The following is a 14,710-nucleotide window of genomic DNA, read 5'->3' as shown; positions in this document are numbered from 1 at the left end:
CGGGCCGTGTCGTCGAGGTTGGACAGTCCGTTTCGGCTCGAGGTTCGAGGCATGGCGGCATGCCGGAATGACTCGAACAAATCTTCGAATGTGTGCGGGATTCCCGATAGAATCGAGTCATGTCGAAGTTGGCCGCGTTGCACGAGGCGATGTCCCGCCTCGATGAGGCGTGGGCAGACGCCGATGCGTCCGGCGAGTTGTCCCGGCAGCAGCTGATCGCCGTGAGTGCATCCCTCGGGGTGTTGCAGAGGCGGCTGGATGCGGTGCACATCGAGGTGGCCGCGTGTATCTCTCGCGAGTCTCGTCCCGAGCTGGGCGCCGAGAGCCTCGCGAAGCAACAGGGGTTCCGCAATCCGGCGACGATGATCGCAGCGACCGTCGGGGTCTCGCGCGGTGATGCCACGCGGCTGGTGAAGGTGGGCGAGGCCGTCGCGCCGCGGGCCGATCTCCTCGGCGCGCCGCTCCCGGCGAAGTACCCGGCCGTGCGGGAGGCGCTCGGCGCCGGCATGCTGAGCGCGCAGGTGGCGGCCTTGATCGTCGCTCTTCTGGACCGGTGTCGGGTGGCGGCCGGGGCGGTGCGTGTCGCCGAGGCGGAGCGGCTGCTGGTCGAGAAGGCAATCGGACTCGCGCTCGACGACGTGCGGAAGCTGATCGTGCGGGCGGAGGCATGGTTGGACCCGGACGGGGTGGAGCCGCGCCTGGAAGAGCAGCGCTCTCGTCGATCATTGACCATCCACGAGCGCGACGGGATGGTGCATCTGAATGCCATCCTCGATGCGGAGACGGCGGCTCCCGTCGTGACCGCCGTCCGGGGGTACGTGACCGCGGCGTTCGCCGCGCGGAAAGATGCTGCCGCCCCCGATGCGTGCGATGCCGACCGTCGTACGGTTCCGATGATCCAGGCCGACGCGCTCGCCGTGTTCGCCGCGCACGTGCTCGGATGTGAAGCCAAGGTGCCGCTGGCGGGTGCGACCGTCGTGGTGCGGATGAGCCTCGATGCCCTGGAGGCCGGCACCGGCTCCGCCGAGATCGATGGGATCGAACAGCCGGTCAGTATCGGCGCTGCACGGCGGATGGCCGCGGGTGGGGGAGTCATCCCGTGCGTGCTCGGCGCTGCGAGCGAAGTGCTCGACTGGGGGCGTGAGAAGCGCTTGTTCACGCGGTCGCAGCGGTTGGCGTTGGTGGAGCGGGATGGCGGATGCGCGATGTGCGGGTTGCCGCCGGAGATGACGAAGGCGCATCACATCCGGTGGTGGAAGCGCGACCGCGGACCGACGGACCTGTCGAACGGCGTGCTCTTGTGCGAGACGTGTCACCACCGCATCCACGACAACGGATGGGAGATCCGCGTCGACGGCGGTGGCGGGTGCGGGAGGGTGTGGTTCGTGCCGCCCGCCGCGGTCGACTCCGCGCGCGTCCCGCTGCTGGGCGGCAGAGCGCGCTTCGATATCGCCGCGTGAGTGCGCTGCGTGGGTGCGCGCCGCGTGTGTCGCGTGGGTGCGCGCCGCTTGTGTCGCGTGAGTGCGCCGCGTGAGTGCGCCGCGTGAGTGCGTCGCTTGAGTGCGTCGCCTGAGCGCTGGTGTCCGCTGCGCCGCCATGCCTGCGCGCTCGGACAAGCCCGGTGCGCAGACAGGCATGAACCCGGACGTCACGGACGAGAAACGCCCTTGCGCTCTTTTTCCACGCATGTAGACTAACCACCACGACACATCGAGGTGACGTCGATCCGGTCTCCGGTCAGCGGCACGTCGAGCCTTCTTCACCACCCCCTGCACCCGAGAGAAGGAACCATGAAACGAATGCCCCTCGCGCTCGCCGCGGCCGTCGCCGCGACGCTCGCGCTCACCAGCTGCAGCGGGGGCGCCACGCCCTCGCCGTCCGACGGCAGCGGTGTCGAGAGCCCCGACGCCCTCAACATCGGCAACTTCCTCGACGTCACGTCGTGGGACCCGTCGCTGGCCGACATCGGCTTCGACGGGCCGTACCTGTCGGCCGTATACGACGCGTTGATCGCCCTCGACGAAGACGGCGACCCGATCCCGTCGCTCGCCACCGAGTGGACCGTCGCCGACGACGACCTCAGCATCGACCTCGACATCCGCACCGACGCCGTGTTCAGCGACGGCACCCCGGTCGATGTCGACGCGGTGATCGCGAGCCTCGAATACCTCAAGGCCGGCGCTCGCTCCGGCGAGGCCTACGTCAACGTCTCCTCCTTCGACAAGGTCGATGACGACACGCTCCGCATCGTCCTCACGCAGCGCGACGACACGATCCTCTACTTCATGGGCCTCGGCCGCAGCTACGTCGCCTCTCCCGCCGCGATCGAGGCGGGCACGCTCGGCAGCGAGCCGATCGGCTCCGGGCCCTACGTCCTCGACAGCACCACCAGCGTCGCCGGCGCCGAGTACCACTTCACCAAGGCAGCCGACCACTGGGACGCCGAGGCCTACCCGTTCTCCGAACTGGCGATCTTCCCGATCACCGACGCCACCGCACGGCACAACGCCATGCTCAGCGGTCAGATCAACGTGCAGTACGGCGATGTCGCCAACCTCGAACAGGCGAAGCAGCAGGGCTGGAACACGGCCGAGCGCGTGTCGGGCTGGGCGGGGCTGGTCATCACCGACCACACCGGCGTCAAGAGCGAGCCGCTCGGCAAGCTCGAGGTGCGCCAGGCGCTCAACTACGCGTTCGACGGAGCGGCCATCCTCGCCGCCGTCGGCAGCGGAGCAGGCGTCGCGACCAACCAGGTGTTCCCCGACGGCGGGTCGATCAACGACCCGGCGCTCAACGAGACCTACGCCTACAACATGGACAAGGCCAAGGAACTGCTGGCCGACGCCGGATACCCCGACGGGTTCGCCATCTCGATGCCCATGTCGCCCGTCTTCGAGATGTGGAAGCCCTCGGCCGAGCAGGCGCTCACCGAGCTCGGCGTGAAGGTCACGTGGGACAACATGCAGATGCCGGACTACCAGCTGAACGCCCCGAACTACCCCATGTTCATCTCGTTCCTCGCGATGGACGGCAACGACGTCGCCACGGTCGCCCGGCAGGTCACCAGCGTGCAGTGGTTCAACCCGGAGCCGGACTACGCGAAGAACGAGGTCATCGCCCCGCTCGTCGAGAAGGTCCAGACCGAGCGCGGCGACGCGCAGACCGCGGCCGTCAAGGAGCTCAACGAAGCCCTCGTCGACCAGGCGTGGTGGTCGGTGTGGTACCAGGCGAACAACATCTACTACACGGCACCTGGCATCCAGCTGCAGCCCGTGGTGGGGATGATGTTCCCGACGCTCCGCTACATCACCCAGGGCTGACACCCCGCCGGGGCGGCCGCGACGTCGGCCGCCCCGGCACTTTCCTCCCCCTCCGACCCTCCACCTCCCGAGAGGTTCCCATGCTCCTGTTCACGGCGAAGCGGGTGCTGTCCGGCATCCTCCTGCTCGTCGCGGTCTCGATCGGCACGTTCTTCCTGGCCCACCTGGCGATCAGCGATCCGACGGCCTCGCTCCTCGGCACCACCGCGAGCCCTGCGCAGCAGGCCGCGCTCGCCGAGAAGATCGGCATCGACCGCCCGCTCCTCGTGCAGTTCTGGGACTGGCTCTCGCACGCCGCGCTGCTCGACTTCGGCGTCTCCTGGCGCAACTTCCAGCCCGTCAGCGCACAGCTCGCGATCAAGGTCCCCGTGACCCTTTCAGTCGTGACGTTCGCCACGCTCATCACCGCGGTCATCGGCGTCGCATTCGGGATGATCACGGGTCTCCGCCCCGGCACCTGGTTCGACCGCGTCATCAAGGGCATCTCGGTCGTGCTCTTCGCCCTTCCGGGGTTCTGGGTCAGCCTCGTGCTCGTGATGTGGCTCGCCGTGCAGCTGAAGTGGTTCCCCGCGGTCGGCTACGTGCCGCCCACCCAGTCGGTCGAGGGCTGGCTGCGCTCGATCACCCTGCCCGCGATCTCGCTCGCCCTCGGCGGCATCGTCGCGGTCTCCGAGCAGCTGCGCAACGCCGTCATCGCGCAGAGCCGCCAGGACTGGGTGCGCACGCTCCGCAGCCGTGGACTCTCCGCGACCAGGGTGAACCTGCACATCCTCCGCAACGCCTCACCCGCAGCCCTCACCGTGACCGCCCTCATGTTCGTGGGGCTGCTCTCGGGCGCCATCGTGGTCGAGCAGATCTTCAGCCTCCCCGGCCTCGGACAGCTCACCAATCAGTCGTCGCAGAACGGCGACATCCCGATGCTCCTCGGCATCACCGTCATCTCCATCGTGTTCGTCGTCCTGATCAACCTCCTGCTCGACCTCGTGCTCGGCTGGATCAACCCGAAGGTGCGCGTCGCATGACCACGACAGACATCCGCGTCGCCTTCGACAAGGCCGCCCAGAAGCGCCGCTCCGGCCTGTTCCGACGCTTCCTGCGCCACCCCGGCGGCTACATCCCGCTGGCGATCTTCGTCCTCATCGTCCTAGTCGGCGTCTTCGCCCCGCTCCTCGCGCCGATGGACCCGAACTTCGTCGACCTCGCCGCGGCCAAGGCCCCGCCAGGGCCCGAGCACCTCCTCGGCGGCGACTCCACCGGTCGCGACATCCTCAGCCGACTCATCTACGGCACGCGCACGACCCTGTGGGGCGCGCTCATCACGATCGTCACCGCACTCGTGATCGGTGTTCCGGCGGGCGTCGCCGCGGGCTATTTCGGCGGGGTCTTCGACCGCGTCGCCACCTGGATCAGCGACGCGCTGCAGTCCATCCCCGGCATGATCATCCTGCTCGTCGTCGCGGCAGGCAGCCGCAACAACTTCGAGCTGTTGATGGCGACCGTGGGCGTGTTCATGGTGCCGGGGTACTTCCGCATCGCACGGTCGCAGACCCTCGCCGTCCGCAGCGAACCGTACATCGACGCGGCCCGCGTCTCGGGTCTCTTCGACGGGCGCATCATCTTCCGCCACGTGATCAAGGCGGTCTACCCGCCGGTCATCATCCAGACCGCGCTCACCGCCGGCATGGCGATGGGCATGCAGGCCGGACTCCAGTTCCTCGGCATCGGCGACTCCAACGTCCCCAGCTGGGGCGCCATGATGCTCGAGGGCTTCCGCCTCATGCTCACCTATCCGCTCATGCTGCTGTGGCCGTCCGCCGCGCTGGGGCTCACGATCGCGGTGCTCGCCATCATGGGGTCCACGCTCGCCGAGCTCGTGCAGGTGCGGACGCCTCGGGCGTCCCGGCGGAAGGGCGCCCAGGTCGCCGCGGCGGTGACCAGCGCACCGACCGGCACCGCGCAGCACGCGGCAGAGGCCTCCGCCCTCCGAGTGGAGAATCTCCGCGTCGTGCACGCCACCCCGAACGGCGAGACCGAGGTGGTGCACGGCGTCACCCTCGATGTGGCCCCCGGGGAAGTCGTCGGCATCGTGGGGGAGTCGGGCTCGGGGAAGTCGCAGACGGTCTTCTCGGTGCTCGATCTGCTGCCCTCCACGGGCCGCGCGATCGCCGACGCCATCTGGGTGGGCGGCACCGACGTCACGAAGGCGACGCCGAAGCAGCGCCATGCCCTGCTCGGACGCGCCATCGGCTACGTGCCGCAGGAGCCGATGAGCAACCTCGACCCCTCGTACACGATCGGCCACCAGCTGATCGAGCCGCTGCGGCACACGCAGGGGCTCAGTGCTGCGGCGGCGAAGGAGCGGGCGCGCGCGATGCTCGTCCGCGTCGGCCTCACCGATCCCGACCGGGTGATGCGCAGTTACCCGCACCAGGTGTCCGGCGGCATGGCGCAGCGCGTGCTGATCGCGGGTGCGATCGCCGGGAAGCCCTCACTGCTCGTGGCCGACGAGCCGACCACGGCGCTCGACGTCACGGTGCAGGCCGAGGTGCTCGAACTCCTCCGCGAGCTGCAGGCCGAGTACGGCATGGCGCTGCTGATCGTGACCCACAACTTCGGCGTCGTCGCCGACATCTGCGACCGCGTGATCGTGATGCGCGGCGGCGACGTCGTGGAGTCGGGACCGGTCGACGACCTGTTCGCCGCCCCCGCCGAGGACTACACGCGCGAACTGATCGCCGCGTCCCTCGATGATGTCGAAGGCCGCGCCGAACTGGACCGCACGCGAATCGAGGTGACCGCATGAGCGCCCTGCTCTCCGTCGAAGACCTGGTCGTGGAGTACGGCCGCGGCCGCCACGCCTTCCGCGCCCTCCACGGCGTCTCCCTCGACATCGCCCCCGGCGAATGCCTCGGCCTGGTGGGCGAGTCCGGCTCCGGCAAGTCGACGCTCGGCAAGGCGATCCTCGGCCTCGCGCCGGTGACTGCGGGAAGCATCCGCTTCGACGGACAGGAGATCAGCCGACTCGGCGGTCGCGCCCGCAGAGCGCTCGCCGACGACGTGCAGGTCGTGTTCCAGGATCCCTATGGCTCGCTGAACCCCGCCATGACCATCGGCGACATCCTCGCGGAGCCGTTGCTGACCACGGGCATCGGCGCGAAGGCCGCGGAGGCGAAGGTGCGCGAGATGCTCGACCGCGTCCGCCTTCCGAGTACCGCCATGGACCGCTATCCGAGTGAGTTCTCGGGCGGTCAGCGCCAACGCGTCGCGATCGCGCGCGCACTCGTCCGCGGACCGCGGCTGATCGTGTGCGACGAGCCGGTCAGCGCCCTCGACCTCACGACGCAGGCGACGATCCTCGACCTGTTCATCGAGCTCCAGCGCGACACCGGCGTGGCGTACCTCTTCGTCTCGCACGACCTCGGCGTCGTCCGGCGCGTCTGCCACAGGGTGGCCGTGATGTACCGCGGCGAGCTCGTGGAGGTCGGCGAGGGGGAGCAGGTCACCCGTGCCCCGCGGCATCCCTACTCCGAGCGGCTGCGTCTGGCCTCGCCCGTCGCCGACCCGATCGCGCAACGAGAGCGACGTGCGCAGTGGCTCGCTCTGCGGGAGGTGCGCGATGCGGCGGTACGGTAGCTCCAGGCCGGATCACTCCCCGCATCGGAATCGGCCGGAAGGACCCCATGCCGAAGATCATCGATCACGACCAGCGTCGACGGGACATCGTCGAGGTGGCCAAGAGCATCATCCTCAAGGGCGGCTTCGAGGCCGCGACCATGCGGAGCATCGCGGCGGAGGCCGGCTTCGCGAACGGCGCCCTGAAGCACTACTTCCCGGGCAAGGAGAGCATCGTCGCGGCGACGTTCGAGACCGTGCTGCACGAACACGACACCTGGTTGCAGGAATCGATGTCGGAGGGCGCCACCCCCGAGCGGATGCTGCGGCAGGTGCTCGAGGGGACGCTGCCCAGCGGTGTGGAGGAGATCGCCAGCGGACGGGTGCTGCTCGCGCTGTGGGAGTACGCGATGTCGAACGACTCGCTCACGGAGCTGTACCGCACGCACCTCGGACGGTGGCGGGACATGCTCGTCGAGCGGATGGAAGCGGCGCGCGATGCCGGCGTCATCCGGGATCAGGACTATGCGTCTCTCGCGAACGAGTTCATCTCCGTCGCGGTCGGTGCGACCGTGATCAACCTCATGTACCCCGACGGCGAGCGGATCGCCGACTACGAGAACTACATCGACCAGTTCCTGGCACGCCTGCGCTGAGCACGGTGCGCCGGATCCGAGAGGACGGCGCATCATGACCACACCCCTTTTCGTCGAGCGGCACCCCGGCACAGGGCGGCCTGTCGCGTTCCTGCACGGCCTCGCCTCGCGCGGTTCGCAGGACTGGCCCGAGAGCGAGTGGGACGGCGTCTTCGGCGACCGCCCCCGCGTCGTGGTCGATCTTCCCGCGCACGGTACGAGTCCGTCGCTCGGCACCGCGCCCACATCGACGGTGCTCGACGCACTCGCGACGGCGGTGGGTCCCGACGAGATCGACCTCGTCGGGTACTCCCTCGGAGCGAGACTCGCCTGGGACCTGGCGCGGCACCCGCGGGTCTCGGTGCGGCGTCTCGTGCTCGGCGGCCTCAGCGCGAGGGAGCCGTTCGCGCTCGTCGACCTCGCCGCCGCGCGCGCGAGCGTGTCGAGCGGCGACGCACCGGCCGATCCGCTCACCGGCATGATCGTGCACCTGGCATCGCAGGAGGGCACCCGGCCGGGGGAGCTCATCGACCTGATCGAAGGGCTGGCCTCCGAGCCGTTCGTCGCAGGGTCGGACGGGCCGGCGCAGCCGACGCTGCTGCTCGGCGGCGTGGACGACGCGATGGCGGCGGGGATCGACGATCTCGCGCGGCTGCTTCCCGACGCACGCACGCAGCGTGTCTCCGGCGACCACGTCGCTGCGGTGCACACGGCCGAGTTCCGTGCCGCAGTCCGCGCCTTCCTGTCGGACTGAGGGCGTCTCGCGCATCCGGCCCCTCCCTGCCCTTTAGTTCCCACGGTTGTAGATAAATAACGAAAGGCCATCACCATGACCGACACCCCCACCGCCGACGCCGCGCGGATCCTCGACATCGCCACGGGCTACATGGCGTCGAAGCAGCTCTTCCATGCCAGCCGCATCGGCCTGTTCGCCGCTGTCGCCGACGGTTCGGACACGATCTCGGCGATCGCCGTCGCGTGCGAGGTGAGCGAGCGCATCGCCCGTCTGCTCGCCGACGCCATGGCGGCCAAGGGGCTCCTGCTCCGCGCCGACGGCCGTTACTCCATAGCCCCGGACGCCGCCGCCTACCTCACGGGTGACGACGCGGCGATCGACCTCGCGCCGTTCCTCACCTTCCTCGACGAGATCAGCTACCCGCACTGGCTCCAGTTCGGACACACCGTCGACACGACGCAGCCGGGCGACCTCCAGATGGACGATGCCCGGTGGGCGACGTTCATGGCCGGTGTCATGACCTACAACCGCCTGCACGCTCAGGAGTTCGGGCGTCACCTCGACCTCGCGGGTGCCACCAGGGCGCTCGACTTCGGCGGGCTCTCGGCAGACTTCGCGCTGTCGGTCATGGCGCGGAACCCGGGGTTGCACACGACCTTCGTCTACGCGCCCGGCTTCGAGGACGGCATCGCCGAGGCCGTCGCGGCGGCGGGGCTCGCCGACCGCGCGGTCGTCGAGGTCGCGGATACGGCGACCGCGACGCCGCAGGGGGAGTACGACGCCGTGTTCGCGAACCATGTGATCCACCGGTTCTCGGCGGAGGAGAACGCGCAGATCTTCCGCAATCTGCGCGCGGCCGCGGCTCTGGATGCGACCCTGACCGTGCTCGACTTCTTCCTCGACGACGACGCAGAGCAGCGCGGGATCGACGCGCTGCACGCGGGGGAGTACCTCGTGATCGACGGGACGGTCGTGTACCCCGAATCCGAGGTGCGGGGCTGGCTGACCGATGCCGGCTGGGCGGTGCGCGACAAGGTCGCCCTGCCCGGCAGCCCGCGGGTGCTGGTCGCGACGGCGGTGTGAGACCTGCCCCGGCGTCGGGAAGCCCGGCGTCGGGGCCGCAGACTGGTCCGAGGGGGATCAGAGGCGGGCGGCATGCGTGAACATGCCGCCCGCCGTTTTCGTGCGTACGCCCGGCTCAGTCGCGGGAGAAGACCGTGCGGCCGTCGACGACGGTCATGGCGACCCCGAGTGACGAGAACGTGCGTCCCGGCGTCAGAGGATCCTCCTCGAGGACGGTGAGATCTGCGACCTTGCCGACGGCGAGCGATCCCTTCCAGGTCGACGCGCCGTCCTGCCGGGCGGCATCCACGGTCATCGTGCGCAGCAGTCGTCCCCGCGTCTCGGCGTCGTCCACGACCCCGGCGTCGGTGAGCAGGGCGAGCGCGGCGTCGAGGCCGCGTCGCCAGTCGGGGCTCGCGATCGGGGCGTCGCTCGTCACGGTCGTCAGCGTCCCCGACGTGAGCATCTCCGCCAGGGGCCACGCGGCGGCGAGGCGGGCTTCGCCGAGCTGCACGGCGGCCCACGAGTGGGTGTGCGCCGCGATGAGCGGCTGCACCGCGAAACCGGCGTCCACCTCGCGCATGCGTGCGATCTGCTCTGGCGTGGCCAGGTCGCCGTGCACCACGTAGTGCGGCCCGGCGGGGGAGGGCGCGTCGCGGAGGCGCTCCAGGACGGCGAGGAACTCCGCGATCGACCGGTCTCCCGTCGCATGGACGGCGATCTGCATGCCACGGGTGGCGGCGAGCTCCACCATCCGCTGGAACGCCGAGAGGGGGTCGGTGCCGCCGCGCGTGAGCAGGGCGCCCGTGGTGCCGTCGGCGTAGGGTTCCTCGACCCACGCGGTCGCCAGGGGTGGGATGCCGTCGGCGAAGATCTTCACGCCGGGGATCGCGAGCCACCTCCGGTCGGTCGCCGGGGGAGGTGTGAGGATGCCCCGCTCGAAGTCGTCGAGCGTGCTCTCGCCGTCGATGGTCCCGAACAGCCGCAGCAGGGTGACGCGAGAGGTCTGCGCGCCCTCGCGGTGCAGCTCGCAATAGGTGTCGAGCATGTCGGTGCCGAAACATCCGGTCTCGCCCGCGTCCTCGCCGGGGCCGACGCCGGGTTCGGTGTAGCTCGTGATGCCGAGTTCGGCGAGCAGACGCCAAGCCCGGCGCAGGGCGGATCTCCGTTCGCCCGCGGTCGTCACGAGGGTGCCCGACGGCTGGTCCTCGGGCGCGGTGTCGGAGAAGAAGAGGTGCGGCCAGCGGGCTCCGAGCCACGCACCGTGCAGATGGGCGTCGTTGATGCCGGGGATCGCGGTGCGTCCGTCGAGTTCGACCACCTCGCGGGCGCCGAGTGCTTCGGCGGCGGCGTCGTGCGCCATGATCACTCCGTCGCGCACGGCGAGAGCGGTGACGGTGCCGACCGCGGGATCGAGGGTGTGGATGCGACCGCCGCGGATGATCAGGTCGGCGTCGTCGCCGGGAAGTGTCTCGCTCATTATTCCACCAGTGTAGACGTAAAACTCGTGGCGAAGCGAGCGGGGCACGCCCCGATTCGGCGCGCGGTTGCGCGGCTTGTACGCTGGACGCATCCCCCGATTCACCCGGCAACTCGCGCGCCGGCGATCTCGGCGCGCGCTCACACATGCAAGGACGCAGATGAACGATTCCGCGGCACACCGCGAAGGATGGACAGAGCGCGAAGAGCTGGCAGAGCGGATGATCCCGCTCATCGGAGCGCTCCGCCGCGAGCACGACGTGGTCACCTCGCTTCACGGGCACCGCCTGCTCGGGCTCTCGGCGACGGGCATCGTCGAGGTGCACGATCGGGTCGCCCAGCTCGGCCACGAGCGACTGCCGATCGAAGACACCCTGGCGGTGCTCGAGGCGATCAACGTGCTGGCCCCCGGTGCCTCCTCCCTCGACGTCGCGCGGCTGGTCGCCGAGCACGCCGAGAGCGACCAGTCCCTGGAGGCGTACCTCGCCGAGGTGCTCGCGCCGGCGATGGGCGCCGTTGCCGCCGAACCCACCGATGTCGTGCTCTACGGCTTCGGGCGTATCGGCCGTCTGCTCGCGCGCATCCTGATCGCGCACACCGGCGGCGGCAGCGGGCTGCGGCTGCGCGCGATCGTCGTCCGCCGCGGCGCGGAGAACGACCTCGTCAAGCGGGCGTCCCTGCTGCTGCGAGACTCGGTGCACGGCCGGTTCGCCGGCTCCGTCACGGTCGATGAAGACGCCGAGCAGATCATCGCGAACGGCACGCGCATCCAGGTCATCTACTCCGACGACCCCGCGACCATCGACTACACGGCCCACGGCATCCACGACGCGATCGTCGTGGACAACACCGGGCGCTGGCGCGACGAGGCCGGCCTCTCGCAGCACCTGCGCTCGCAGGGCGTCGCCCGCGTGCTGCTCACCGCGCCGGGCAAGGGCCCCCTCAAGAACATCGTGCACGGCATCAACGACGACACGATCACCGACACCGACCGCATCCTCTCGGCGGCATCGTGCACCACGAACGCCATCACGCCCGTGCTCGCGGCGATCGACGAGGCCTACGGCGTCGTCAAGGGGCACGTCGAGACGGTGCACTCGTTCACGAACGACCAGAACCTGATCGACAACTTCCACAAGGGCGACCGGCGCGGGCGCTCTGCCGTGCTCAACATGGTCATCACCGAGACCGGCGCCGCGAAGGCCGTGGCGAAAGCCCTCCCGCAGCTCGAGGGCAAGCTCACGGGCAGCTCGATCCGTGTGCCCACGCCCGACGTGTCGCTCGCGGTGCTGCACCTGACGATCGAGCGCCCCGCGACCACGGAGCAGGTCAACGACTACCTGCGCCGCGTCTCGCTGCACTCGAAGCTGCGCCAGCAGATCGACTACGTCGAGAGCCCCGACGTCGTCTCCACCGACTTCGTCGGCTCGCACCGCGCCGGCATCGTCGACGGACTCGCGACGATCGCCGACGAGGACACCCTCATCCTGTACGTCTGGTACGACAACGAGTTCGGCTACTCGTGCCAGGTCATCCGGGTGCTCGAGGTCATGGCCGGTTCGCACCCGATCGTGCTCCCGGAGCGCCGCGAGGTGACCCTGCAGGCCTGACCGCACTGCGCCGCGTCGGAGGCGCCGGGCATGATGGGGTCATGAAGACCGCGACCCTTCGCGCCGAGCGCCTCCGATCGCACCGTCTGACCGCGCCGACGAGCACCGTGACGGATGCCGCGCACCACATGCTCGCCGTGCAGAGCCAGGACTTCACGGCCGGACGGTGGGCGCTCGCCGTGCGCACCCGCGGCGGTGTGCGACTGCGCGACGTGGATCGGGCGTTCGACCGCGGCGACCTCGTGCGGGCATGGACCATGCGCGGCACGCTGCACACCGTCCCGGCTCGTGACCTCGGCTGGATGCTGCAGGTCACGGCGGGGCGGCAGCGGCAGCAGGCGGCCTCGCGGCAGCGCGACCTCGGCATCGACGACGACATGATCGCCGCGGCCGTGCGTGCATTGACCCCGCAGCTGCGAGACGGCGGGCGCACGCGAGCGGAGGTGTTCGAGATCCTGCAGAGCGTCGGCATCGACCCGACGGGGCAGCGGGGCATCCATCTGCTCTTCACCCTGACGATCGACGGCCTCGTCTGCCAGGGGCCCGTGGCCGCGCGGGACGGCATCACCAGGGAGCAGCGGTTCGTGCTGGTCGACGAGCACATCCGGGAGCACGCGCGTCCGGACGACCCTCTCGCCGAGCTCTTCGTGCGCTACGTCGACGGTCACGGACCCGCCGGCGTCGCCGATTTCGCATGGTGGTCGGGGCTCACGCTCGGGCAGTCCCGCGAGGCCGTGGTTCGCGCCGCCGCGCGCGTGACCGAGGTCGAAGACGGACTCTTCGTCGCGAGCGCACATCCGCGCCGTGCGGCCGGTGCGCCGAGCGTGCTCGCCCTCGGCGCGTTCGACGAGTACTACATCTCGTACGCCGATCGCACGGCGGTCGCCGCGCCCGAGCATCTGTCCGCGATCGGCCCCGGCAAGAACGGCATGGTGCGCGCCACGCTCGTCGAGGACGGTCGCGTGATCGGCTGCTGGACGCACGCGACCGCCGCCAGAGACACCCCGCCAGAGCTGTTCGACCACCCGGCGGACCCGGCGGCTGTCGAGGCCGCCCTCACCAGGTTCGCGGTGTTCCTCGGGGAGTGACGCCGTCCGAGGAACACCGCGGTCTCAGCTGCTGGCGAATGCGGGTGCGGAGGCGACCTCCGACGACGGGGCGGCGAGGGCGGCGATCTCCGGCGCGAGCGCGATCAGGATGTCGTTGGCCTCGGTCTCGGCGACCGTGGCGCGGAGCCCCTCTCCGGCGAAGGGGCGCACGAGCAGGCCGTGACGCTCCAGCAGTTCGGCGACGGTCGTCGTCGCATCGCCGAGCGGCAGCCAGACGAAGTTGCCCTTGCTCTCCGGAAGCGGGAAGCCGGCTGCGACGAAGGCGGCGAGCACGCGCTCGCGCTCCACGACGAGTGCTGCCACACGTGCGCCGAGCTCGTCTTCGGCCGCAAGCGAGGCCACCGCGGCGGTCTGAGCGAGGTTCGTGACGCCGAACGGGATGGCGACCTTGCGGAGGGCGATGCCCAGCGGTGCCGGAGCGATCGCGTAGCCCACGCGCATGCCGGCCAGTCCGTACGCCTTCGAGAACGTGTGCGCGACGGCGACGTTCGAGTGGCGGCGGAAATGCTCGATGCCGACGGGGGAGTCCACGCGATCGTTGAACTGCACGTACGCCTCGTCGATCACGACGACGATGTCGGAGGGCACGCGGGCGAGGAACCTGTCGAGCTCGGCTTCGCCGATGGTCGTTCCCGTCGGGTTGTTCGGGTTGCACACGAGGATGAGGCGGGTCCGCTCGGTGATGGCCGCGAGCATGCCGTCGAGGTCGTGCCGGTGATCGGCGGTGAGGGGCACGGGAACCGGCACGGCGCCGGCCGTCCTGACGAGCATCGGGTACGCCTCGAAGGAGCGCCATGCGAAGAGCACCTCGTCGCCGACGCCGGCGGTCGCGCGGATGAGCTGCGAGACGACCTCGACCGAGCCGCTGCCGAGCACGATGTTGACGGGATCGACCCCGAACCGCTCGCACAGTACGGAGGTGAGGGCGGTCGCCGCGGTCTCGGGGTAGCGGTTGACGTGGGCGAGCTGGTCGGCGATCGCCGCCGTCACGGAGGGGAGCGGAGGGTAGGGGTTCTCGTTCGAGGAGATCTTGTGCACCGCGTCCGCCGTCTCGCGCTGCGGCGCAGCCTTCCCCGGCGTGTAGCCCGGGATCGCGTCCAGGTCTCCGCGCAGTCTCAGCTCCGACATCCGATCGCCCTTCTCTCGT

The 14,710-nt window shown here is 70.0% G+C and carries 12 protein-coding genes; 10 read left to right on the top strand and 2 right to left on the bottom strand.

Going from position 1 to position 14,710, the window contains the following annotated elements:
- Positions 1 to 119 precede the first annotated feature (119 nt).
- From AB0E56_RS14915 to AB0E56_RS14880, 8 genes are all read left to right on the top strand, one after another.
- Positions 120 to 1,460, top strand: a complete 1,341-nt coding sequence (locus AB0E56_RS14915) for a DUF222 domain-containing protein (protein WP_359800227.1) — start codon at positions 120 to 122, stop codon at positions 1,458 to 1,460.
- Positions 1,461 to 1,790: 330 nt separating this feature from the next.
- Positions 1,791 to 3,320 (top strand): ABC transporter substrate-binding protein, encoded by a 1,530-nt coding sequence (locus AB0E56_RS14910; RefSeq protein WP_359800225.1) that lies wholly within the window; start codon positions 1,791 to 1,793, stop codon positions 3,318 to 3,320.
- Positions 3,321 to 3,400: 80 nt separating this feature from the next.
- Positions 3,401 to 4,342 carry an ABC transporter permease gene (locus tag AB0E56_RS14905; RefSeq protein WP_359800222.1) on the top strand — a complete coding sequence of 314 codons (942 nt, stop codon included), beginning with the start codon at positions 3,401 to 3,403 and terminating at the stop codon, positions 4,340 to 4,342.
- On the top strand, positions 4,339 to 6,123 hold the full coding sequence (locus AB0E56_RS14900) for a dipeptide/oligopeptide/nickel ABC transporter permease/ATP-binding protein (RefSeq protein ID WP_359800219.1): 1,785 nt from the start codon (positions 4,339 to 4,341) through the stop codon (positions 6,121 to 6,123). The genes AB0E56_RS14905 and AB0E56_RS14900 overlap by 4 nt, the downstream gene beginning before the upstream one ends.
- Positions 6,120 to 6,953 (top strand): ATP-binding cassette domain-containing protein, encoded by an 834-nt coding sequence (locus tag AB0E56_RS14895; protein WP_359800218.1) that lies wholly within the window; start codon positions 6,120 to 6,122, stop codon positions 6,951 to 6,953. The genes AB0E56_RS14900 and AB0E56_RS14895 overlap by 4 nt, the downstream gene beginning before the upstream one ends.
- 47 nt (positions 6,954 to 7,000) lie before the next feature.
- Positions 7,001 to 7,588: a TetR/AcrR family transcriptional regulator gene (locus AB0E56_RS14890; protein ID WP_183152220.1), complete on the top strand. Its 588-nt coding sequence runs from the start codon at positions 7,001 to 7,003 to the stop codon at positions 7,586 to 7,588.
- Positions 7,589 to 7,622: 34 nt separating this feature from the next.
- Complete coding sequence (locus AB0E56_RS14885; protein WP_359800216.1) at positions 7,623 to 8,321, top strand: alpha/beta hydrolase; 699 nt, start codon at positions 7,623 to 7,625, stop codon at positions 8,319 to 8,321.
- Between the two features lie 75 nt (positions 8,322 to 8,396).
- Positions 8,397 to 9,386, top strand: a complete 990-nt coding sequence (locus tag AB0E56_RS14880) for a methyltransferase dimerization domain-containing protein (RefSeq protein WP_359800214.1) — start codon at positions 8,397 to 8,399, stop codon at positions 9,384 to 9,386.
- 115 nt (positions 9,387 to 9,501) lie between these two features.
- Here AB0E56_RS14880 and AB0E56_RS14875 read toward each other — a convergent pair whose 3' ends face one another.
- The gene (locus tag AB0E56_RS14875; protein ID WP_359800213.1) at positions 9,502 to 10,845 is read right to left on the bottom strand and encodes an amidohydrolase family protein; all 1,344 of its coding nucleotides are present in this window, start codon (positions 10,843 to 10,845) and stop codon (positions 9,502 to 9,504) included.
- A gap of 160 nt (positions 10,846 to 11,005) precedes the next feature.
- On the opposite strand from AB0E56_RS14875, the gene AB0E56_RS14870 reads away from it, so the two are divergent.
- Both AB0E56_RS14870 and AB0E56_RS14865 read left to right on the top strand, forming a co-directional pair.
- Complete coding sequence (locus tag AB0E56_RS14870; protein ID WP_359800211.1) at positions 11,006 to 12,454, top strand: glyceraldehyde-3-phosphate dehydrogenase; 1,449 nt, start codon at positions 11,006 to 11,008, stop codon at positions 12,452 to 12,454.
- 41 nt (positions 12,455 to 12,495) lie between these two features.
- On the top strand, positions 12,496 to 13,542 hold the full coding sequence (locus tag AB0E56_RS14865) for a winged helix DNA-binding domain-containing protein (RefSeq protein WP_359800209.1): 1,047 nt from the start codon (positions 12,496 to 12,498) through the stop codon (positions 13,540 to 13,542).
- Positions 13,543 to 13,566: 24 nt separating this feature from the next.
- On the opposite strand, the gene AB0E56_RS14860 is transcribed toward AB0E56_RS14865, so the two are convergent.
- The gene (locus AB0E56_RS14860) at positions 13,567 to 14,691 is read right to left on the bottom strand and encodes a histidinol-phosphate transaminase (protein ID WP_359800207.1); all 1,125 of its coding nucleotides are present in this window, start codon (positions 14,689 to 14,691) and stop codon (positions 13,567 to 13,569) included.
- Positions 14,692 to 14,710: the final 19 nt, after the last annotated feature.

It is taken from the genome of Microbacterium sp. NPDC028030 (genome assembly GCF_040637855.1).
Lineage (GTDB): Bacteria > Actinomycetota > Actinomycetes > Actinomycetales > Microbacteriaceae > Microbacterium.
The sequence above is the reverse complement of the archived record's forward strand: the minus strand, read 5'-3'. Positions and strand labels throughout refer to the sequence as shown.

What these genes read in the sequence shown, in the direction of transcription:
- AB0E56_RS14915 (WP_359800227.1), top strand. Translation starts at nt 120, where the DNA reads ATGTCGAAGTTGGCCGCGTTGCACGAGGCGATGTCCCGCCTCGATGAG.
- AB0E56_RS14910 (WP_359800225.1), top strand. Translation starts at nt 1,791, where the DNA reads ATGAAACGAATGCCCCTCGCGCTCGCCGCGGCCGTCGCCGCGACGCTC.
- AB0E56_RS14905 (WP_359800222.1), top strand. Translation starts at nt 3,401, where the DNA reads ATGCTCCTGTTCACGGCGAAGCGGGTGCTGTCCGGCATCCTCCTGCTC.
- AB0E56_RS14900 (WP_359800219.1), top strand. Translation starts at nt 4,339, where the DNA reads ATGACCACGACAGACATCCGCGTCGCCTTCGACAAGGCCGCCCAGAAG.
- AB0E56_RS14895 (WP_359800218.1), top strand. Translation starts at nt 6,120, where the DNA reads ATGAGCGCCCTGCTCTCCGTCGAAGACCTGGTCGTGGAGTACGGCCGC.
- AB0E56_RS14890 (WP_183152220.1), top strand. Translation starts at nt 7,001, where the DNA reads ATGCCGAAGATCATCGATCACGACCAGCGTCGACGGGACATCGTCGAG.
- AB0E56_RS14885 (WP_359800216.1), top strand. Translation starts at nt 7,623, where the DNA reads ATGACCACACCCCTTTTCGTCGAGCGGCACCCCGGCACAGGGCGGCCT.
- AB0E56_RS14880 (WP_359800214.1), top strand. Translation starts at nt 8,397, where the DNA reads ATGACCGACACCCCCACCGCCGACGCCGCGCGGATCCTCGACATCGCC.
- AB0E56_RS14875 (WP_359800213.1), bottom strand. Translation starts at nt 10,845, where the DNA reads ATGAGCGAGACACTTCCCGGCGACGACGCCGACCTGATCATCCGCGGC.
- AB0E56_RS14870 (WP_359800211.1), top strand. Translation starts at nt 11,006, where the DNA reads ATGAACGATTCCGCGGCACACCGCGAAGGATGGACAGAGCGCGAAGAG.
- AB0E56_RS14865 (WP_359800209.1), top strand. Translation starts at nt 12,496, where the DNA reads ATGAAGACCGCGACCCTTCGCGCCGAGCGCCTCCGATCGCACCGTCTG.
- AB0E56_RS14860 (WP_359800207.1), bottom strand. Translation starts at nt 14,691, where the DNA reads ATGTCGGAGCTGAGACTGCGCGGAGACCTGGACGCGATCCCGGGCTAC.